This is a genomic window from Geodermatophilus aquaeductus, from assembly GCF_900182545.1.
In the GTDB taxonomy this organism is placed as follows: domain Bacteria; phylum Actinomycetota; class Actinomycetes; order Mycobacteriales; family Geodermatophilaceae; genus Geodermatophilus; species Geodermatophilus aquaeductus.
Map to the genome: position 1 here is coordinate 296,682 of NZ_FXTJ01000001.1, position 20,224 is coordinate 316,905.

21 protein-coding genes are annotated in these 20,224 nt (G+C 76.0%); 8 read left to right on the forward strand and 13 right to left on the reverse strand.

Annotated elements, in window-relative coordinates; genetic code table 11:
- Positions 1-86: 86 nt before the first annotated feature.
- From hemC to FN207_RS01480, 5 genes are all read right to left on the reverse strand, one after another.
- Positions 87-1,037: a hydroxymethylbilane synthase gene (gene hemC / locus FN207_RS01460; protein WP_142456590.1), complete on the reverse strand. Its 951-nt coding sequence runs from the start codon at positions 1,035-1,037 to the stop codon at positions 87-89.
- The gene (locus tag FN207_RS01465) at positions 1,034-2,389 is read right to left on the reverse strand and encodes a glutamyl-tRNA reductase (RefSeq protein WP_142456591.1); all 1,356 of its coding nucleotides are present in this window, start codon (positions 2,387-2,389) and stop codon (positions 1,034-1,036) included. The genes hemC and FN207_RS01465 overlap by 4 nt, the downstream gene beginning before the upstream one ends.
- On the reverse strand, positions 2,386-3,081 hold the full coding sequence (locus FN207_RS01470; RefSeq protein ID WP_142457189.1) for a redox-sensing transcriptional repressor Rex: 696 nt from the start codon (positions 3,079-3,081) through the stop codon (positions 2,386-2,388). The genes FN207_RS01465 and FN207_RS01470 overlap by 4 nt, the downstream gene beginning before the upstream one ends.
- Before the next feature lie 214 nt (positions 3,082-3,295).
- Positions 3,296-3,553, reverse strand: a complete 258-nt coding sequence (locus tag FN207_RS01475) for a glutaredoxin family protein (protein WP_142456592.1) — start codon at positions 3,551-3,553, stop codon at positions 3,296-3,298.
- A complete protein-coding gene (locus tag FN207_RS01480; protein ID WP_246065668.1) occupies positions 3,550-5,040 on the reverse strand; it encodes an AMP-binding protein in 1,491 nt (496 codons plus the stop codon). The genes FN207_RS01475 and FN207_RS01480 overlap by 4 nt, the downstream gene beginning before the upstream one ends.
- Before the next feature lie 201 nt (positions 5,041-5,241).
- On the opposite strand from FN207_RS01480, the gene FN207_RS01485 reads away from it, so the two are divergent.
- The 3 genes from FN207_RS01485 (at position 5,242) to FN207_RS01495 (ending at position 8,334) form a co-directional block, all read left to right on the forward strand.
- Positions 5,242-6,030, forward strand: coding sequence for a sigma-70 family RNA polymerase sigma factor (locus tag FN207_RS01485; RefSeq protein WP_142456594.1), 789 nt, complete (start codon positions 5,242-5,244; stop codon positions 6,028-6,030).
- A gap of 118 nt (positions 6,031-6,148) precedes the next feature.
- Entirely contained in the window at positions 6,149-7,339 is a 1,191-nt protein-coding gene (locus tag FN207_RS01490; protein WP_142456595.1) for a DUF5667 domain-containing protein, read from the forward strand.
- Between the two features lie 86 nt (positions 7,340-7,425).
- On the forward strand, positions 7,426-8,334 hold the full coding sequence (locus FN207_RS01495; RefSeq protein WP_142456596.1) for an HAD family hydrolase: 909 nt from the start codon (positions 7,426-7,428) through the stop codon (positions 8,332-8,334).
- 307 nt (positions 8,335-8,641) lie between these two features.
- Here the strand turns inward: FN207_RS01495 and FN207_RS01500 are convergent, their stop codons facing one another.
- From FN207_RS01500 to proC, 5 genes are all read right to left on the reverse strand, one after another.
- Positions 8,642-9,553, reverse strand: coding sequence for a lysophospholipid acyltransferase family protein (locus FN207_RS01500; RefSeq protein WP_142456597.1), 912 nt, complete (start codon positions 9,551-9,553; stop codon positions 8,642-8,644).
- Positions 9,546-10,664 (reverse strand): NAD-dependent epimerase/dehydratase family protein, encoded by a 1,119-nt coding sequence (locus FN207_RS01505; protein WP_142456598.1) that lies wholly within the window; start codon positions 10,662-10,664, stop codon positions 9,546-9,548. Before FN207_RS01505 ends, FN207_RS01500 begins: the two co-directional genes overlap by 8 nt.
- A gap of 10 nt (positions 10,665-10,674) precedes the next feature.
- Positions 10,675-10,773, reverse strand: a complete 99-nt coding sequence (locus tag FN207_RS01510; RefSeq protein WP_012854759.1) for a 30S ribosomal protein bS22 — start codon at positions 10,771-10,773, stop codon at positions 10,675-10,677.
- A 272-nt stretch (positions 10,774-11,045) separates the two neighbouring features.
- Positions 11,046-11,387, reverse strand: a complete 342-nt coding sequence (locus FN207_RS26080) for a helix-turn-helix domain-containing protein (protein WP_246065669.1) — start codon at positions 11,385-11,387, stop codon at positions 11,046-11,048.
- Between the two features lie 252 nt (positions 11,388-11,639).
- Positions 11,640-12,458: a pyrroline-5-carboxylate reductase gene (gene proC, locus FN207_RS01520; RefSeq protein ID WP_142456599.1), complete on the reverse strand. Its 819-nt coding sequence runs from the start codon at positions 12,456-12,458 to the stop codon at positions 11,640-11,642.
- Positions 12,459-12,564: 106 nt separating this feature from the next.
- Between proC and FN207_RS01525 the strand changes: the two genes are divergently transcribed.
- Complete coding sequence (locus FN207_RS01525) at positions 12,565-13,134, forward strand: type 1 glutamine amidotransferase domain-containing protein (RefSeq protein WP_142456600.1); 570 nt, start codon at positions 12,565-12,567, stop codon at positions 13,132-13,134.
- Positions 13,135-13,161: 27 nt separating this feature from the next.
- Here the strand turns inward: FN207_RS01525 and FN207_RS01530 are convergent, their stop codons facing one another.
- Together FN207_RS01530 and FN207_RS01535 are read right to left on the reverse strand one after the other, a co-directional pair.
- On the reverse strand, positions 13,162-13,974 hold the full coding sequence (locus FN207_RS01530; RefSeq protein WP_142456601.1) for a hypothetical protein: 813 nt from the start codon (positions 13,972-13,974) through the stop codon (positions 13,162-13,164).
- Positions 13,974-14,918 (reverse strand): Ppx/GppA phosphatase family protein, encoded by a 945-nt coding sequence (locus tag FN207_RS01535; protein WP_142456602.1) that lies wholly within the window; start codon positions 14,916-14,918, stop codon positions 13,974-13,976. The genes FN207_RS01530 and FN207_RS01535 overlap by 1 nt, the downstream gene beginning before the upstream one ends.
- Positions 14,919-14,958: 40 nt before the next feature.
- Between FN207_RS01535 and FN207_RS01540 the strand changes: the two genes are divergently transcribed.
- From FN207_RS01540 to FN207_RS01550, 3 genes are all read left to right on the forward strand, one after another.
- Positions 14,959-15,765 (forward strand): DUF3109 family protein, encoded by an 807-nt coding sequence (locus FN207_RS01540; RefSeq protein ID WP_142456603.1) that lies wholly within the window; start codon positions 14,959-14,961, stop codon positions 15,763-15,765.
- Positions 15,766-15,860: 95 nt separating this feature from the next.
- A complete protein-coding gene (locus FN207_RS01545; RefSeq protein WP_142456604.1) occupies positions 15,861-18,044 on the forward strand; it encodes a bifunctional MFS transporter/dTMP kinase in 2,184 nt (727 codons plus the stop codon).
- Between the two features lie 5 nt (positions 18,045-18,049).
- Positions 18,050-18,904, forward strand: coding sequence for a class I SAM-dependent methyltransferase (locus tag FN207_RS01550; protein WP_246065670.1), 855 nt, complete (start codon positions 18,050-18,052; stop codon positions 18,902-18,904).
- Here FN207_RS01550 and FN207_RS01555 read toward each other — a convergent pair.
- A complete protein-coding gene (locus FN207_RS01555; RefSeq protein WP_142456605.1) occupies positions 18,901-19,923 on the reverse strand; it encodes a helix-turn-helix domain-containing protein in 1,023 nt (340 codons plus the stop codon). The genes FN207_RS01550 and FN207_RS01555 overlap by 4 nt on opposite strands.
- Before the next feature lie 81 nt (positions 19,924-20,004).
- On the opposite strand from FN207_RS01555, the gene FN207_RS01560 reads away from it, so the two are divergent.
- Positions 20,005-20,214, forward strand: coding sequence for a hypothetical protein (locus FN207_RS01560; protein WP_110905805.1), 210 nt, complete (start codon positions 20,005-20,007; stop codon positions 20,212-20,214).
- Positions 20,215-20,224: the final 10 nt, after the last annotated feature.

A 20,224-nucleotide genomic window follows, 5' to 3' on the forward strand; every position in this document is an offset into this window, starting at 1 on the left:
GCTCCTGGTCCTTGTGGGGGTCGTGGCCCTCGAGAGGGCCTGGGTGGGGATCTGGGGAGCCGGGGCGGTCTCCCCCGCGGGGGTGGTCACCGTGCGGCGGCCATCAGCTCGGCCGCACCGCGGTCGAGGAGGTCGGCGGCGAGCTCGCGGCCGAGCCGCTCGGCGTCGCCGACCGGCCCGGTGGCCGAGCCGCGGACGCCGTCGCTGCCGTCGATCGCGGTGACCGAGGCGCGCAGGTACAGCTCGGCGCCGTCCTCGCCCTCGGCCAGCTCGGCGTAGGCGGCGACCGGGGCGCTGCAGCCGGCCTCGAGCGCGGCCAGCGTCGTCCGCTCGGCCAGCACGCACGCGCGGGTGCCCGCGTCGTCGAGGGCGGCGAGCAGGCCGAGCGTGTGCTCGTCGTCGGCGCGGCACTCGACGGCCAGGGCGCCCTGCGCGGGGGCGGGCAGCACCTGCAGCGGGTCGAGCGTCTCGGTGACGGCGTCGAGCCGACCCAGGCGGGCGAGCCCGGCGCGGGCGAGCACGACGGCGTCGAGGTCGCCGGGGACGACGCGGGCCATCCGGGTGTCGACGTTGCCGCGGATCGGCACGACCTCCAGGCCCAGGTCGAGCGCGCGCAGCTGGGCGACCCGGCGGGGGGCGCCGGTGCCCACGCGGGAGCCGGCGGGCAGCTCGCCGAGGGTCAGCCGGTCGCGGGCGACGAGCGCGTCGCGCGGGTCCTCCCGCGGCGGGACGGCGGCGAGCACGAGGCCGGGCTCCGGGGCGGTCGGCAGGTCCTTGTAGCTGTGCACGGCGACGTCGACGGTGCCCTCGAGCAGCGCCGCGCGGATCGCGGTGACGAAGACGCCGGTGCCGCCGAGCTGGGCGATGGCCGCGGCTGACCGGTCGCCCTCGGTGCTGATGTGCACCAGCTCGACCGGCACGCCGCTGGCCGCGGTGATCGCGTCGGCGACCGTCTGCGACTGGGTGTGCGCGAGCCGGCTGGCCCGGGTGCCCAGGCGCAGCGTGCGGGTGGTGGTGCTGGTGGACGGCGTGGTCATGCCGCACCGCCCGGACGCAGGTCGTCGGGGTCGACGCTGACCGCCTCGGCCAGCCGCCCGCCGTCGGCGGGGACGTCGGTGTCGATGCCGAGGCCGAACAGCGCCCGCAGCGCGTCGGCGTAGTCGACGCCGCCGGGGGTGCCGGCCAGCTCCTTCACCCGCACGGTCGGTTCGTGCAGCAGCTTGTCCACGACGCGCCGCACGGTGCGCGCGATCTCGCTGCGGGCGCGGGCGTCGAGGTCGGGCAGCCGGGTGGACAGCCGCAGCAGCTCGGCGTCGACGACCTCGGCGGCCTGGCTGCGCAGCGCGGAGACGGTCGGGGCGACGGCGGCGGCCTGCTGCTCGGCGCGCAGCAGCGCGGTCTCGGCCTCGATGAGCGCGTGCGCGGCCGAGACGTCGTCGGCGGCGACGGGGCTGGTGGCGCCGGCCGCCGAGCGCTCACCCTGCAGGAGGGCCAGGTCGACCAGGTGCACGCCCGGCAGCGCGGCGACGCCGGGGTCGACGTCGCGGGGCAGCGCCAGGTCGACGACGGCCAGCGGCCGGCCCGCGCGCGCGGCCATGGCACCGGCGACGACGTCGGTGCCGACGACGAGGCCGGTGGCGCCGGTGCAGGTGACCACGACGTCGGCGTCGGCGATGGCCTGCTGCAGGTCGGCGAGCTCGGCGGTCCCGCCGTCGACGGCGGCGGCCAGCCGCGCGGCCGACTCCGGCGAGCGGCTGGCGACGGTGACCAGGGCGCCGCGCCGGGACAGCGTGGTGGCGGCCAGCGCGCCCATCGAGCCGGCGCCGACCACCAGCGCCGAGCGGCCGTCGAGCGGGCCGACGCGCTGCTCGGCGTGGTCGAGGGAGACGGTGACCAGGTTGGCGCCGGCGCGGTCGATGCCGGTCTCGGAGTGCACCCGCTTGCCCACGCGCAGCGCGTGCTGGGCGACCGGGTGCAGCGCACGGCCGACCGCGCCCTCCTCCTGCGCGAGGGCGTAGGCGGCGCGCAGCTGGCCGAGGACCTGCGTCTCGCCGACCACCATCGAATCCAGGCCCGCGGCCACGGTGAACAGGTGGGCGACGGCCTGGTCCTCGTAGTGGACGGTGACGTAGGGCGAGAGCTCCTCGACGCTGGCGCCGGCCTGGCGGGCCAGCACGCGGCTGACCTCGGCGACGCCGCCGTGGAAGCGGTCGACCTCGGCGAAGACCTCGACCCGGTTGCAGGTGGCGAGCACCAGCGCCTCGCTGACGTGGTCGCTGCCGACCAGTTCGTGCAGGGCCTTGACCTTGTCGTCCGGGCTCATCGCGACCTGCTCGAGCAGGGCGACCGGCGCGGTCCGGTGGCTGATGCCGACGGCGAGCAGGCTCATGCCATCCCCCCGGCGGGGGCGAGCGCGGTCCCGAGGGCCGTACCGAGTGCCGCGGGGGCCGGGCCCCGCTGCTTGTCGAGGAAGGCGAGGACCTGCAGCTCGACGGAGAGGTCGACCTGGCGGACGCCGACCCCGGCGGGCGCGGAGAGCGTCACCGGCGCGAAGTTCAAGATGCTCCTCACCCCGGCCGCGGTCAGCTGGTCACAGACCCGCTGCGCCACCTCGGCCGGTGTCGCGATGACCCCGATCGTCGCCCGCGTCTCGGCGAGGACCTCGTCGAGCTCCTCCATCGGCCGCACCGGCAGGTCGCCGATCCGCTGGCCCACCCGGGCCGGCGAGGCGTCGAAGAGGCCGACGAACTCGAAGCCGCGGTTGCCGAACCCGCCGTAGCCGGCCAGCGCCGACCCGAGGTTGCCGATCCCGACGAGCACGCAGGCGTGGGCGGTCTCCATCCCGAGCACGCCGGCGATGCGGTCGCGCAGGGTGGACACCTCGTAGCCGACCCCGCGGGTGCCGCAGGGACCGAGGTGGGAGAGGTCCTTGCGCAGCCCCGCGGGGTTGACGCCGGCCGCGGAGGCGAGCTCTCCGGAGGAGACGGTGCCGCGGCCGCTGTCGGCGAGTCCGGTGAGCACCCGCAGGTACACGGCCAGCCGGGCGACGGTGGCCTCCGGGATCCGGGGCCGCGACTGCATCACGGGCCTACTCCACAGCGGTCGCGCCCGGGCGCCGGCGGGAGCCTGCGGGGGCGGACGACATCGGGGATCCGGGCGGTGGACCACCCGGCGACAGCCACGGTAACCGCTTGTGAACGCAGGAACAAAGTCGCAGGCGCAGCCGCAGGCCCCGGGCCTGCGTGGATGCGCGACGCTGTGTCCGAGACCATACCCGAGAGGGTGTCCGCGCCCCCTACCGCTGGGGGAGGCCGAGGTCGCGGCGGAGGCGGGGGACGTCGACGGTGAAGTAGGAGTGCTCGCGGCCGTCGAGCAGCACCACCGGCACGCGGTCGCCGTACTCGGCCTGCAGCTCCGGGTCGGCGTCGACGTCGACCTCCCGCGTGCCGACGCCCGCCTCGGCGGCGATCCGCTCCAGCGTCTCGGCGGCGGTGACGCACAGGTGGCAGCCGGCCCGGGTGAGCAGCTCCAGCCGTGCGGTCGGCGCGGTCACGGGGCGTCCTCCTCCCCGAGCGGCAGCCCGAGCTCGCGCAGCCGCGCCCGGCTCACCTTGCCGGTCAGCGAGTGCGGCAGCTCCGGCCGGAAGGTGATCGACGTCGGCACCTTGTAGCGCGCCAGGGCGGACGCGGCGTGGTCCCGCAGCTCCTCGGCCGTCACCTCCGCGCCGGGCGCCGGCACGACCACGGCGCGGACGGCCGCGCCGGTCCGGGCGTCGGGGAGCCCGATGACCGCGCTCTCCGCGACGGCGGGGTGCGCGTCGAGGACGCGCTCCACCTCGGCCGGGTAGACGTTGAAGCCGCTGACCAGCACGAGGTCGCTGCGCCGGTCGACCAGGTGCAGGTCGCCGTCGCCGTCGCGGTAGGCGAGGTCGCCGGTGGCCAGCCAGCCGTCGTCGTCCGGGCCGTCGGCGCCGTCGGGCCAGAAGCCGGCGAACAGGTTGGCCCCGCGCACGAACAGCTCCCCCGGCCCCTCCTCCTCGACGTCGCCGGCCGCTCCGCGCAGGGCCACCTCGACGCCGGGCACCGGGCCGCCGATGCAGGCGGGCTTGGACCGGCCGGTCACCAGGGTGCTGGCCACCACCGGGCTGGCCTCGGTGAGGCCGTAGCCCTCCCACACCCGGACGGCGGCGCGGTCGCGCATCGCCGTCCAGGTCTCCTCCGGCAACGGCGCGGCACCCGAGGAGGCGATCCGCACCGCGGCGAAGGCCCGCCGCAACCCGGCGTCACTGCCGGCGGCGTCGGCGACGGCCAGCCACGCCTGGTACATCGGCGGCGCCCCCGGGACGGCGGTGACCTGCTCGCGCTCCATCACCTCCAACGACGCCCGCGGGTCGAAGGCCGGCTGCAGCACCGCGCAGGCGCCGGTGGCCGCGACCAGGCCGAAGCCGGCGTTGAGGCCGTAGACGTGGAACAGCGGCAGGACCAGCAGCACGCGGTCGTCGGGGCGGACCGGCGGCGGCTGCATCGCCAGGCACTGCTCCTGGTTGGCGCGCAGCGCGCCCGCGGTGAGCATCGCGCCGCGGGGCCGGCCGGTGGTGCCGCTGGTGTAGGACAGGAACGACAGGGCGGCCGGGTCGTCGGGGTCCTCCGGCGCCGGGCCGTCGTCGTCGGGCGGACCGGCCAGCACGGGGACGCCGGCAGGCGCGGGGCGGTCGGCGGCGGCGACCAGCAGGGCGGCGCCGGAGTCGGTGAGCAGGTGCTCGAGCTCGGGGTCGGTGTAGCCGGTGTTCACCGGGACGACGACGAGCCCGGCGCGCAGGGCGCCCAGCACCGCCCGCAGCCAGTCGACGCCGTTGGGCAGCTGCACCGCCACCCGGTCCCCCGCCGCCAGCCCGCGTGCGGCGTAGCCGGCGGCGGCGCGGTCGACGAGCGCGTCGAGCTCGCGCCAGGACAGCCGGGTGCCGTCGTCGACGACCGCGGGGGCGTCGGGACGCTCCGCGGCGGCGGCACGCACGAGGGCGGCCAGCCCGGTCGGGGTCACGGGCACCTCCTGCGGGCGGCGGCCGGTCCCCCCGGGGAGGTACCGCGAGGTACCACTCGGCCGGCCGACGTGGACGGTTCGCAGTGATGTTGTCACCATGGGAGAGGACCCGCAGCACCGCGGGACACCGCCGAGCTGGGAGGACCCCCGTCGGGCGAGCCGTCGCGGCTCGGCGGGCCGACGAGGAGGTCGACGTCCCGCATGCCGCAGTCGCGCCCGGTGGACGAGCGGTCGTCCGCCGTCCCGGCCGGCCGGCGGCCCGCTCCGCGCCCCCGCCCGACCCCGTACCCGCGCAGCAGCGTGGAGGTCGCGCCGGAGGTCCCGGCACCGGCCGGCGAGGAGCCGGAGGCCGTCGTCGCGGCGGACCCCGCCCCCGAGGCGGAGGAGGACGACGGCGCCCTCGCCGAGGAGCTGGCGGCGCTCGAGGAGGACCTGCCCGACGACCGGGTCGACGTCTGGGGGCTGGTCCGGCAGGCGCAGGACGGCGACGCCGAGGCGTTCGGCCGGCTCTACGACCACTACGTGACGCTGGTCCACCGGTACGTGCTGCACCGGGTGGGCGACCGCGCGCAGGCCGAGGACTTCACCAGCGAGACCTTCGTCCGCGCGCTGCGGCGCATCGACTCGCTGTCGTTCCAGGGCCGCGACGTCGGCGCCTGGCTGGTGACCATCGCGCGCAACATCATCCGCGACCACGTGAAGAGCAGCCGGTTCCGGCTCGAGGTCACCACCGCGGACATGCGCGACGCCGACCAGGCCACCGACGGCCCCGAGGACGCCGTCGTCGCCCGGCTGACCAACGAGCAGCTCCTCGCCTGCATCCGCCAGCTGGGCGGCGAGCAGCAGGAGTGCATCTCGCTGCGCTTCCTGCAGGGGCTGTCGGTGTCGGAGACCGCGGCGGTCATGGGCAAGAAGGACGGCGCGGTCAAGGCGCTGCAGCACCGGGCGGTGCGGCGGCTGGCCGCCCTGCTCCCCGAGGGGCTCCGGTGAGGGGTGTGGCCCCGTCCGGGGGAGGTCTCCTTGTCACCCACCGGTCGGGCGTAACGCTGGGGCCCCCGCGTCGTTGCTCCGGTCGACCGCGTCCCGACCGACCGACCGGAGGCCCCAGGTGAGCGCGCAGCACGACGCCGCGGGAGCGTCCCGCCGCGCGTCCGTGCACGCGCGCGAGGCCGCCGTCGAGGACCGGCTGCGCGCGCTGGCCACCGACCTCGACGACGCGCCGTCGCCGGACTTCCGCGCCGCCACCCGCGCCCGGCTGGTCGCGATGGCCGCCGTCCGCTCGCCCGAGCCGGAGCCACCCCGCGGCCTGGCACGGCTGGCGGCGGCCCGGCCGGCGCGCCGCCGTCCGGCCTGGCGGGCCCGGCTCGCCGCCGGCGTCGCCGGTGCGGCCATGGCGGTCACGGCGCTGGGCACCCTGGTCGCGCTGTCCACCGACGCCGAGCCGGGCGACGCCCTCTACGGCCTCAAGCGGGGCACCGAGCAGACCCAGCTGGCGCTGGCCGGCGACGAGCGCGGGCTGACCCTCCTGGAGTTCGCCACCACCCGGCTGCAGGAGCTCGACCGGCTGGTCGAGGACTCCCCCGGGACCCCGCCGGTGGACCTCGTGCTCGACACCCTCGCCACCATGGACGCCCAGACCTCCGAGGGCGCCGCCCTGGTGCTCTCGCAGGCCGTGGCCGGCGGCGACACCGGCCCGCTGTCGGTCCTCAGCGGCTGGGCACAGGACCAGGGCGACGGCCTCGCCGGCCTGCAGGGCGCCCTGCCCGCCGACGCCGGGGACGCGGCCACCCGCTCCCTGGGGCTGGTCGGCGCGGTGGGCACCCGCGCGGCGGACCTGCAGGCGGCCCTGGACTGCCCCGCCGGCCCCGCGGTCGCCGGCACCGACGACCTCGGGCCCGTGCCGGCACCGTGCGCCGCCTCCGCGACGCCGGACCCCTCCGCCCCGGCCGCGCCGCCCGCTCCGACCGCCAGCGCCCCCGCGACGGAGGAGCCGGCCGCCCCGTCGTCGTCGCCCGCGCCGTCGCCCCCCGTCCCCTCCGGCGCACCCGCGGCACCGTCCCCGTCCGGCGGCGGCTCCACGGGGTCCCCCGGCGCCGGCGGCACGGCCCCGGGCGGCGGCAGCGCGCCCTCCGGCGGGGGCAGCGTGCCCACGCCGACCCCCTCCGCGCCCGGTGATGGCCTGCCACTGCCGGTGCCGTCGCTGCCCACCGGCAGCGTGCCCACGCCGACCTCCGCCCCGTCCTCCGGTCCGCTCCCCGACCCGCTGGGCGTGTGCCGCCTGCTGCCCCTGCTCTGCTGAGGTCCGGCTCCGGCACCAGGGCGGCCGCTCGGTAGTGTCGCGGGTGCCGCCCGGGAGGCGGCGGGACCACCCCAGGGAGGGAGCCGGTGCCGGGTCTGCCGTTCCGCGGCCGCCGCAAGCAGGACGCCGGGGCACCCACCGAGGACGAGATCCGCGCGCACGTCGCGGGTGTGGCGTCCGCGGCCGCCGCGGAGGTCGAGCCGGTCCCGGCCGTGGTCGCCGACCGCACCGCCGCCGCGTTCTTCGACGTCGACAACACGATGATGATGGGCGCCTCGCTGTTCTGGTTCGCCCGCGGCCTGGCCTCCCGCAAGTACCTGACCTCCCGGGACATCGCGCGCTTCGCGTGGCAGCAGGCGAAGTTCCGCGTCGCCGGCAACGAGAGCGCCGGCGACATGCTCACCATCCGCGAGACGGCCCTGGCCTTCGTCGCCGGCCGCGAGGTCTCGGAGATCGTCGACGCCGGCGAGGAGATCTACGACGAACTCATGGCCGACCGGATCTGGTCGGGCACCCGCAACCTCGCCCAGCAGCACCTCGACGCCGGGCAGCGGGTGTGGCTGGTGACCGCGACACCGGTCGAGCTGGCGCGGATCATCGCCCACCGGCTCGGGCTCACCGGCGCGCTGGGCACCGTGTCCGAGGTGGTCGACGGGCGCTACACCGGCCGGCTGGTCGGCGAGCTCATGCACGGCGAGGCGAAGGCCGAGGCGGTGCGCGCACTGGCCGAGCGCGAGGGCCTGGACCTCTCGCGCTGCACCGCCTACAGCGACTCGGCCAACGACCTGCCGATGCTCACGCTCACCGGGACGGCGGTGGCGGTGAACCCCGACACCGAGCTGCGCGCCGTCGCCCGCTCCCGCGACTGGACCATCCGCGACTTCCGCACCGGCCGGAAGGCCGCCCGGATCGGCGTCCCGACCGTCGCGGCGGCCGCCCTCACCGGCGGCGCCGTCGGCGGCGCGCTCGCCTTCCGCCGGAGGCGACTCCTCTAGTCGCCGTCCTGGCGACGGACTGTGCACTCATCGGGGCCTGGACGCCGCCCCGGACCCCGACGCGCGCACTCTCGGGGCGGTCCCAGCCCGCCCGGTGTGCACGGAGCGCGACGCAAGCGCCGCTCGAAGCGCGCTGCGTGCACGCACCGCCGGCTCTGCGGCGTCAGCCCGGCGTCAGACACCGGCCATCCCGACCCACGGGATGTGCACCGAGCGCGGCGCAGCCGCTCCCCGGCTCGCGGTACGTGCACGAGTCACCTCCGCCGGCAGTCACCTGGCCGCGGTGGGAGGCCGGAGGCCGACAGTGTCAGCTGAAGACGGAGGTGCGCTGCAGGAGGAGGCGGTAGATCGACTGCTGGATGGTCTCGCGGACCTGGTCGGTCAGGTTGAACACCAGCATCGGGTCCTCGGCGGCCGCGGGACCGTAGTGCGCCGTCTCGATCGGCTCGCCGAAGGCGATGAGCCACTTCGACGGCAGCGGGACCAGACCGAGCGGGCCGAGGGCGGGGAACGTCGGCGTCACCGGGAAGTACGGCAGGCCGAGCAGCCGCGCGAGCGTCTTGGCGTTGCCGATCATCGGGTAGATCTCCTCGGCCCCGACGATGGCGCACGGGACGATCGGCTTGCCGGTGCGCAGAGCCGCCGTGACGAAACCACCCCGGCCGAACCGCTGCAGGGTGTACCGCTCGCGGAAGGGCTTGCCGACACCCTTGAAACCCTCCGGGAAGACGCCGACCAGCTCGTCGGCGCACAGCAGCCGCTCGGCGTCCTCGCTGCAGGCCAGCGTGGCGCCGAACTTGCGCGCGAGGGAGCCCACGACCGGGAGGTCGAACACCAGGTCGGCACCGAGCAGCCGGAACCGGCGCTGCGCGGGGTGGTCGTCGTGCAGCGCGACGGTGGTCATCAGCGCGTCGACCGGCACCGTGCCCGAGTGGTTGGCCACGACCAGCGCCCCGCCCTCGGTGGGCACGTTCTCCACGCCGTGGGTCTCGACCCGGAACCAGCGGGAGAACAGCGGCCGCAGCACCGGCAGCAGCACGTGGTCGGTGAGGTCGGTGTCGAAGCCGAACTCGTCGGTCTCGTACTCGCCGGTCAGCCGGCGGCGGAGGAAGTCCAGCCCGCCGGCGACCTGCTCGTCCCAGCTGGCGTCCGGCGTCTGCGGGACGTGCTGCTGCCCGTCGTCGTCGGGGCGCAGCGGGATGACGCGGGCCTCAGGCATCGCGCACCGCCCGCAGACCCGGCGACGCCGGTGCCGGGCGCAGCCGCCCGTGGACCGTCGTCCCCACCGAGGAGGCGACCGACCCGGCGCGCGCGACCAGCTGCTGGGCCCGCGTCGTCACGTCGCCGACCAGTTCCGGCGGGACCACCGGCGGTGCCGTGTGCGCGTAGTCGGACAGGGCCTCAGCGGTGGTGTAGCGGGGCGTGTAGCCGAACTCGGTGCGCAGCACCGTGGTGTCGACGACGCGGCCGAAGTTCAGGAAGCGCATCTGCTCGGGCGAGTAGTCCACGAAGCCGAAGCGCCGGGTGAACCGGCCCAGGGAGCCCAGCGCCGGCGAGGGCACCGGCAGCTGCAGGCGGCCCAGCCGGCGGATGACCTGCGACAGGAGCAACGTGCCCTCTCCCCCCACGTTGACCGTGCCGGCGAAGTCGCCGGTGGTGGCCCGGGCGAGCACGCCGAGGGCGTCGTCCTCGTGCAGCAGCTGGACGCGGGCGTCGTAGCCCAGCGCGGTCGGGACGACCGGCATGCGGAGGAACCCGGTGAGCACGGAGTCGATGCGCGGGCCGATGAAGTTGGTGAACCGCAGGACGGCGACCCCGACGTCGGGACGGCGGCGCGAGAAGGACCGCACGTAGCCCTCGATGTCGAGGCTGTCCTTCGCGAACCCGCCCGAGGGCACCCGCCGGGCCTGCATCGCCTCGGTGAAGACGGCGGGGTCGCGCGACGAGGCGCCGTAGACGGCGCTGGTCGACTTGAGCACCAGCCGGCGCACCGAGGGCGCGCGCTGGCAGGCGGCGAGGAGCTGCATCGTGCCGATGACGTTGAGCTCCTTCATCGGCCCCCGCCCGCCGGACCCGGCGGGCGTGGAGCTGATGTTCATGTGCACGACGGTGTCGACGGCCGCGGTGCTGATGACCTTGCCGATCATCGGGTTGCGGATGTCGGCGCGCACGAACTCGGTGCGGCCGAGGCGGCGGAGCAGCTCCGCCGACGGGGGGACGGTGTCAACCCCGATGACCCGGTCGATGGCCGGGTCGCGAGCGAGCTCGGCCGCCAGCGCACCTCCCAGCCACCGGCTGACACCGGTGACGAGGACGACGGCAGGCGGCACGAGCGTCAGCTCACTTCTTGTTGCGACGCTGCACGCGGGTCTTCTTGAGCAGCTTGCGGTGCTTCTTCTTCGCCATCCGCTTGCGGCGCTTCTTGATGACCGAACCCATGTGTCCTGCTCCCGACGTCGTGGCCGCGTGTCGTGCCGGGGGCCACGAGGGCGGAACCGGACGCCACGCGAGTGTGGATCAGCTCGTGTGCGACGGCTCCGGCCGGGGCCGGGGTGTCGCTCGGCGTCCGAGCCTACCCGGCGCCCCCGCGGCGACGCTGCCGCGGGAACCGGGCCGGACGGATCCCACCCGGAAGAGCCGGGTGGGGGCGCCGATCGACGGTGCGATCGAGCAGTGCGGTGGTGCGTCCCGCCCCAGGGGCGGGGGCGTGCTCAGGCGATGTCGGTGTAGGCGTCGCGCAGGTAGTCCTGGACGGCGCGCTCCGGGACGCGGAACGAGCGGCCGACGCGGACGGCGGACAGCTCGCCGGCGTGCACGAGGCGGTACACGGTCATCTTCGAGACGCGCATCATGCTGGCGACCTCGGCGACGGTCAGGAAGGTGACGGCGGCGCGGGGCTGCGGGACGACCGGGCGGCCGACGGGCATCGAGGCCGGGTGGGCCGGGCCGACCGGGCGGGCCATGGCGGCGGCCGGGATCGGGCGGGCCATGGGCCGCGGGCCGGGGACGGCCGGGCGGACGTAGGCGGCGTTGGTGCGCTGGGGCATGGACATGATCAGCTCTCCGGACCTAGCACGAGTCGGGCGCCGGCTTCCCCACCGGCTACGGGACACGCACGTGCTGATACAGAGAGTAGGGGGACCCGCGTGACAGAAGCGATGGAAGAAACGGACACGGGGAACGGTCCGTCCCTGGCAGAACTACACCTATGCAACTCGCTTCACAGCCGTATCGGCGCGTCTCCCCGTCGATGTGTCGACACGGTGACGCTGCGTCCCCCCACGGCATCCGCGGGCGGGTTATCGTCACCGACCCCCGTCGGCCCGGCCCAGCTCCACCGAGCGCGCGGCGGCCGCCTCGATCGCCGCGATGAGCGCCGAGCGCACCGAGTGCCGCTCCAGCTCCCGGATGCCGGCGATGGTCGTGCCGCCCGGGCTGCTCACCGCGTCGCGCAGCTGGGCCGGGTGCTCCCCCGACTCGCGCAGCATCACCGCTGACCCCAGCGCGGTCTGCACCACCAGCTCCGTCGTCAGCGCCCGCGGCAGGCCGAGCAGCACGCCGGCGTCGACCATCGCCTCGACCAGGTAGAAGAAGTAGGCCGGCCCGCTGCCCGACAGCGCCGTCACCGCGTCCTGCTGGTACTCCGGCACCCGCGCCACCCGGCCGACGGTGGACAGGAGCGCCTCGGCCTCGTCCAGGTCGGCCTCGCCGGCGGAGGCGCCGGCCGACAGCACGCTCATCCCCTCGTCGACGAGCGCGGGGGTGTTGGGCATGACCCGCACCACCGGCACGCCGGCCGGGAGCGCCGCCTCGATGGCCGCGGTGGAGATGCCGGCCGCGATGCTGACCACCAGGTGCCCGTCGTCCACCGCGGGGGCGAGCAGGACCAGCAGCGAGGGCAGGTCCTGCGGCTTGACCGCCAGGAGCAGCACCCGGGACCGGGCGGCGGCCTCCTCGATGCCCACGACGTCGACGCCGTAGCGCGCCGCGAGCTCCCGGCCCCGCTCCGGGTGCCGCTCGCAGACGACGACGCCGTCGGGCCCCGACCGCCGGACCAGCCCCGCGAGCAGCGCCTCCCCCATCTTGCCGCCGCCGAGGACCGCCAGTCCCTGCCGCTGTGCCATGCCGTTCTCCCAGCTCTCGGTGGACGTCGGACCCCCACACCGGACCCACGCCGGACGGTAGTGCGCGTGGGTGTGCCGCCTCCCGGGCACGGGTAGCCGCGCCCGCATGGCAGGAGAACTGGACGGGATGAAGGTGGCCGTGCTCGCGACCGACGGCGTCGAGCAGGTCGAGCTGGAGCGGCCGTGGCAGGCGCTGGAGGAGGCGGGTGCCGAGCCCGAGCTGGTGTCGCTGGAGGGCGGCACGATCACGATGTACCAGCACATCGACAAGGGCGACCAGAAGAAGGTGGACACCACCGTCGCCTCGGCCGACCCCGAGGACTACGCGGCGCTGGTCCTGCCCGGCGGCGTCATCAACGGGGACTTCGTGCGGGCCGACGCCGACGCGGTGGCCTTCGTGAAGGCCTTCTTCGAGGCGGACAAGCCGGTGGCGGCGATCTGCCACGCGCCCTGGGTGCTCGCCGAGGCCGACGTCGTCCGCGGCCGGCGCATGACGTCGTGGCCCTCGCTGCAGACCGACCTGCGCAACGCGGGCGCGAAGTGGGTGGACGAGGAGGTCGTCGTCGACGGCAACCTGGTCACCAGCCGCAACCCCGACGACCTCGACGCCTTCAGCTCGGCGATCGTCGACCAGTTCGCGCAGGCCGGCACCGAGGACGACGACGAGGACGAGTGAGCCGCGGCCGGGCTGCCCGGCGGCGCCTCAGGTGCCGGCGAGCAGCCCGGCGGCCGGGGCGATGGTGAGCAGCGTCCCGGCGAACACGAGGACGGCGACCAGCCGCAGGCCCGTGGGCTCGCGGCCGGTGCGCTGCCGCCAGGCGCCGACGCCGGCGACCAGGCCGGTGACCGCCAGCGGGGCGAGGACCACCGCGACCTGCGGCAGCTGCTCCCAGACGACGGTGGCGAGGAAGTAGATGCCCACCCCGGCGGCCAGCGCCAGGACGAGCTCCCCGGCGAAGCGCAGCCACGCCAGCGCCCCCTCGCGGGCACCGAGCGGCTCGTCGAGCACCTCGGTCTCCCCGGGGCGGGTCACCGGGATCGGGCCGGTGGCGGGCGCGGCGTCCGGCGCGGCACCCGGGACGCCGGGCTTGCGGGAGGGCCGGATCCCCGGGATGGCCGCCGTCGACGGCCCGTCCGGGCCGCGGGTCGCCCCGGCCGGCGCCCCCGCGACGCGGCCGGTGTCCCGGGCCTCCTCGACCGCGCGGCTCCGGGCCTTGTCGGCCCCGCGGTCGCGGGCCTGACGTCCGGTGTCGGCGACCCGCCCCGTGTCCCGGGAGGACCGGCCGGTCTCCGACACCCGGCCGGTGTCGCTCGCCCGGCGCCCGGGGTTGGGCTGCTCGACGTCGGTCTCGGGCTCGCGCTTGCGCTGCTTGATCGGGATGTCGCCGGTGTCACCGCGGCGCCGGCGCACGCTGCGCGGGGCCTCGATGCCGGCCTCGCGCAGGATGTCGGCCAGCGGCCGCCCGCCGGTCTCCGGTCCGCGCCCGGGATCGGGGTCCCTGCGGGGCTGTGCCATCACGCGCCTCCCAAGGAGTCCAGTCGCCGCAGGATGACGCCCTCGCGCAGCGCCCACGGACAGATCTTGACGGAGGGTAGTTCCAGCGCCTGCATGGCGGCCCGCGCCACGACCGCGCCGGCCGGCACCTGGTGAGCGCGGTCGGGCGACACGCCGCGCAGCTCGGCCAGTCCGCGCGACTCGATGCGGGACACGAAGCCGATCAGCTGGCCCAGTCCGTCGAGGGTCAGGTTGCGCTCGACCCGCAGACCGGCCGAGTAGGGCGCCGCGCCGGTCAGCCGCGCGAGCGTGCGGAAGGTCTTGCTCGTCGCCGCGACGAGGTCCGGCGGCCCGGCCGCGCGCAGCTTCTTCGCCGCGGGGCGGAGGACGTCGGCGGCGTGCTCGTGCAGCGCCTCGAGCTTGGCGAGATCGGGCTTGCCGCCCTCGGAGACGCTGGGCAGGAAGCGGCGGGTCATCCGCCCGGCGCCGAGCGGCACCGACAGCGCGACGTCGGGGTCCTCGTCGACGCCGCTGGCCAGCTCCAGCGAGCCGCCGCCGATGTCGAGGACGAGCAGCCGCCCGGCGCTCCACCCGTACCACCGGCGGACGGCGAGGAAGGTCAGCCGGGCCTCCTCCTCGCCGCTGGTCACCTGCAGCTGGACGCCGGTCTGCGCGCGGACGCGGTCGAGCACCTCCAGGCCGTTGACCGCCTCGCGGATGGCCGAGGTGACCAGCGCCAGGACCTCGTCGCAGCCCTGCTCCTCGGCCCGCCTGCACGCCTTGCGCACGGCGTTGACCAGGGCCTTCTCACCGGCCCTGGACAGGACGTCGTCCCTGCCGACGTGCTCGGCCAGCCGCAGGACGGCCCGGTCGTCGTAGGTCGGGGTCGGGTGGCCTCCGCGGTGGGCGTCGACCACCAGCAGGTGGACGGTGTTCGAGCCGACGTCCAGCACCCCGAGCCGCATGCGGTCAGTCTGCAGGTCGAGGTCTCCCTAGGCTGGGCCGGTGCAGGACGTACCCCCGGAGGTCGACCCGGACTTCGCCCGCGAGTGGATCGAGTTCCCGGATCCAGCCGACCCGCGGCACGTCGTCCGGGCCGACCTGACCTGGCTGGCCTCGGCCTGGACCTGCGTCTTCGGGCGCGGGTGCGCCGGCGTGGTCGAGGGCCGGGCCGACGACGGCTGCTGCAGCCACGGCGCCTTCTTCACCGACGAGGACGACCTCGCGCGGGTCACCGCCGCCGTCGCCGACCTCGCCGACGAGGACTGGCAGCTCGCGCCGGTCGGCCGCGGCGCCTGGACCGAGGAGGACTCCGCTGACGAGGAGGGCGGGGTCCGCTCGCTGCGCACCCGTCTGGTCGACGGCGCCTGCGTCTTCCTCAACCGCCCCGGCTTCCCCGGCGGCACCGGCTGCGCCCTGCACCGCATGGCGCTGCGCGAGGAGCTGCACCCGCTGACCACCAAGCCCGACGTCTGCTGGCAGCTGCCGGTGCGCCGCGAGCAGGAGCACGTCGAGCGGCCCGACGGGACGACGGTGCTGGTCAGCACGATCGGCGAGTTCGACCGGCGCGGCTGGGGGCCGGGCGGCGCCGACCTGCACTGGTGGTGCACCGGCTCCCCCGCGGCGCACGTGTCCCCGGAGCCGCTGGTGGCCACCTACGCGGCCGAGCTCACCGCGCTGCTGGGCCCGGCCGCCTACGCCGAGCTCCGCCGGCTGACCGAGGCCCGCCTCGACCTCGGCCTGGTCGCCCCGCACCCCGCCAGCCCGGCGCCGGTGCCGCTGACGCTGCAGCTCCGGCGGCCGGGCGGCTGACCGGAACTCCCCCGTCCGGGTGCGGCGGGGGCCGGGACGTCCCCGCGCGCCACTACCCTTCTCGGGACGACCGCGACGACCGGACGGCGGGAACTGTGAGCGACGGACAGGCGGCGGGCCCCGGCGCGCGCCCGGGCGGGTCGTCGGCCAGCGGCAGGGCGTCGGACAACGCCCTGCTCGCGCTGGTCCGGATCCCGGTGTTCCGCCGCATGTGGGCCGCGATCGCCGTCTCCAGCCTCGGCGACTGGCTCGGCCTGCTGGCGACCACCGCGCTGGCCCAGCAGCTCACCCGCGACCAGTCGCTCGGGGTCCAGGGCGCGGCGATCTCCGGCGTCATCCTCACCCGGCTGCTGCCCGACCTCCTCCTCGGCCCCGTCGCCGGCGCCCTGGCCGACCGGCTCGACCGGCGCACCACCGTCGTCGTCGGCGACCTGCTGGCCTGCGGGCTGTACCTGTCGATCGGGCTCAGCTACGAGCTGACCTGGCTCTACGTCGCCCAGTTCCTCGTCGAGGCCGTGGGCCTGTTCACCAACCCGGCCAAGCAGGCGATCTGGGTGGCGATCGTCCCGCGCGAGCGGCTGGCCGTGGCCAACCAGGTCTCGCTGTTCAGCGTCTACGGCGCGGTCCCGGTGGCCGCGCTGCTGTTCGCCCTGCTGTCCACGGTCGCCCGGGTGTTCCCCGGCAGCGGCCAGTACGGGGACACGCGGACGGCGATCGTCGTCGCCCTGCTGTTCAACTCCGCGACGTTCGCGGTCTCGGCCACCACCGTGCTGCTCTCCCGGCGCCTCATCCCGCCCACACCCACCGACCGCCAGGCGTCGACGAACGTCTTCTCCCTCATCGCCGAGGGCGTCTCGTTCCTGCGCGGGCAGCCGCTCATGCGCGCCCTCTACGTCGGCGTCATCGGCGCGTTCGGCGCGGGCGGGCTGATCATCGGCGTCGCCCAGCTCTACATCGCGACGCTCGACGCCGGCGCGGCCGGCTACGGCGTCGTGTTCGGCATCGTGTTCACCGGGCTGGCCCTCGGCATGCTGGTCGGGCCGAAGATCCTGCCCACCATCCCGCGGCGCACCCTGTTCGCCCGCTCGATCGGGCTGGCCGGCATCGCGCTGCTGGCGATGTCGCTGCTGCAGGACTTCGTCCTCGCCACGGGTGCGGCGTTCCTCGTCGGCCTGTTCGCCGGGATCTCCTGGATCATCGGCTACACGCTCATCGGCTACGAAGTCGAGGACCGGCTGCGCGGGCGGGTGTTCGCCTTCGTCGTCTCCTCGGTGCGCATCGTGCTGCTGCTGGCGGTCGCGGTCGGCCCGGGGCTGGCCGGCGTGCTCGGCACCCACGACCTGCGCGTCGGCGAGCTCATGCTCACCCTCACCGGGCCCGGGCTGACCCTGATGATCGGCGGTGCGCTCGCCCTGCTGGTCAGCGCCTACGCCGTCCGCCAGGTGGTCCCGCGCGGCCGGCCGGGCACCCGGGCCCGCGACGTGTTCCGCCTGCTGTGGGGCAGCTCGGACATCCTCTCGGCCTCGGCCAGCGCCACCGGGCTCTTCCTCGTCGTCGAGGGCGCCGACCGCGACCTCACCCGCCGCTACACCGCCGACCTCGCGCAGGTGCTGCGCGAGTGCGGCTGTCCGGTGGTGGCCACGCACGAGCCCAGCGACACCGCGCTCGGCCGGCAGGTCCGCACGCTGCTCTACCCACCCGCACCGGACCCGGTGGCCGGCGTGACCGACGGCGAGGGCCACCCGGTGGCGGCCTACACCGCGGCGCTGCTGGCGGCGGCCGACCGCGCCGAGCACGTGGCCACGGTGATCCGTCCGGCGCTGCAGCGGCGCGAGGTCGTGGTGAGCAACCACTACGTGGACACCTCGATCGCCTTCCACGGCGCCGGGCAGGGCCTCGACGCCGACCGCATCTACCGCACGTCGCTGTGGGCCACCCGCGGCCTGCTGCCCGACCTCACCGTGGTCGTCGACTCCCCCGTCACCGCCGGTCCCGTCGACGCCGACGCCGACGCCGTGCGCGCGGCCTTCCTCGACCGGGCCGACGCCGCGCCCGACCGCTACGTCGTCGTCCCGGGCGAGCTGCTCGGCACCGACGGCAGCCCCGACGGCCCCGGACTGGTCTCGGCCGCCGTCCGGCGCAAGATCACCGCCCTGCTCGCCCAGCGCTACCCCGAGCTCGGTGAGACCGCCGCCGACGGCGCCTCGGGCGCGGCCGACCCGCCGGTCGGCGCGGCGCGGACCGGTACCGGGGGGATCCCGGGCGGCTCCGTAGGCTGACCGCCGTGAGTGCCCCGGTGCCCCCGCCTCCGGTCACGTGGACCCCCGAGGACACCGAGGCGGTCGACTGCTGCCTGTGCGGCATCCCCGGCCGGCTCGTGCACGACCTCGCGCCCTTCGGCGTCGTCCGCTGCCCGTCCTGCGGCCTGGTGTTCGTCAGCCCGCGGCTGCGCCCCGAGGCGCTGCAGCGGCTCTACGACGACGTCGGCTACTTCGAGGGCGGCGTGTACGGGTCCGGGGTGGAGGACGACGCGTCCTCGTCCGCGGACCGCCGGTTCGACCCCGCGATGCTCCTGCAGCGCACCTGGACCGCCGGGCGGCTGGCGCTGCTCGACCGGGTCCGCGGCCGCGCCGCCGGGGGCCGGTTGCTCGAGGTCGGTGCCGGCTACGGCCTGTTCCTCGACGCCGCGCGCCGGGCCGGCTGGACGACCAGCGGGGTGGAGCTGTCCCGCACCGGCGCGAAGCACGCCACCGACGTCCTCGGCCTCGACGTCTTCTGCGGCCAGCTCGCCGACGCGCCGCTGGAGCCCGGGTTCGACGTCCTCTGCGCGTGGGACACCGTCGAGCACGTGCCCGACCCGCTGGACTTCTGGCGGACGGCGCGCTCCCTGGTCGCCGACGACGGCGTCGTGCTGTTCTCCACGCCCTACGTCTCGTCGCTGCCCGCGCGGCTGCTCGGCACCCGCTGGTGGACGCTCAAGCCGGCCGAGCACATCTGGCACTTCACCCCGCGCACGCACGCGATGGTGCTGGCCCGCGCCGGGTTCGCCCTGACGCAGGTGGTGCGCAGCCCGCTCGCACCGAGCAACGCCGGCCGCCTCGACTCCCTCGTCGGCGTCGCCCGCCCGATCCCCCGCTAAGCGGCGGACTCCGCGCCGGCCGGGACCGCCTCGACCTGGCCGCTGGTCGTGCGGAAGGTCTGCCGGTAGGCGCGCGGGGAGACGCCGCGACGGCGGCTGAACTGGTCGCGGAACCCGGCGGCGGTGCCGAAACCGACCAGCCGGGCGATCTCCTCGACCGGGGCGTCGCTCGCCTCGAGCAGCGACTCGGCCGCGGTCAGCCGCTGGTCGAGCAGCCAGGCGTGCGGCGTCGTCCCGGTGGTCGCCTTGAACCGGCGGGCGAAGCTGCGCGGGCTCATCAGCGCGCGGCGGGCGAGCGCCTCGACGCTGATGTCCTCGGCCAGGTGCGCGCGGGCCCAGTCCAGCACCAGACCGAGCAGGTCGTCCTCGCAGCGGGCGACCGGGGTGTCGATGTACTGCGCCTGCCCGCCGTCGCGGTGCGGGGGCACGACCATCTCCCGGGCCAGGCCGTTGGCGGCCGTCGCGCCCCACTCGCGGCGGACGAGGTGCAGCAGGGCGTCGATCCCGCTGGCCGTCCCGGCACCGGTGATGATCCGGCCCTCGTCGACGTAGAGGACCCGCGGGTCGACGTCGACGGCCGGGTAGCGGGCGGCCATCTCGCCGGCGAAGCGCCAGTGGGTGGTGGCGCGCCGCCCGTCGAGCAGGCCGGTCTCGGCGAGGACGAAGGATCCGGTGCAGTGGCTGACCAGCTGGCCGCCGCGGGCGTGCACGGCGCGCAGCGCCTCGAGCACCGACGGCGGGACGGGGCTGGAGAGGTCCTCCCACGCGGTCACCAGCACGACGTCGGAGACGGTCAGCCGGTCGAGGTCGTGCTCGACGAGCAGCGACAGCCCGGTGTCGGTGCGCACGACCCCCGGCCGGTCGGTGACCAGCGCGAAGTCGAAGCGCGGCAGGCCCAGGCGGCTGTGGTCGTAGCCGAAGACCTCCGCGGCGACGCCCATGCCGAAGGCGCCGAGGACGCCGTCGCCCACGAGGAGGCTGACCACGAGGGGACGGTCCTCGACCGCGGCGAGAGTCATGGCGGGAGTATGGCAGGAACGACGCGGTCCGTGTCATGCCTGCCACTCGTCGCCCGCGCGGACTCGGGCCACGCTCGTCCCATGTTGCTGATCACCTGCCCCGTGACCCGGACCGACGAGCTGGTCGCCGACCGGCGGATCCGGTCGGTCGCCAACCACCCGACCCACGTGGCGCTGGCCGTGGAGTGCCCCTCCTGCGGGAGCGTGCACGTCTACCGCACCGGCCGGCGCTGGGAGGCCACCCGGGCCGAGCAGGCCGCTCGACCTGCGGCGGAGCTCGCCTCGGCCTAGCATCGAACAC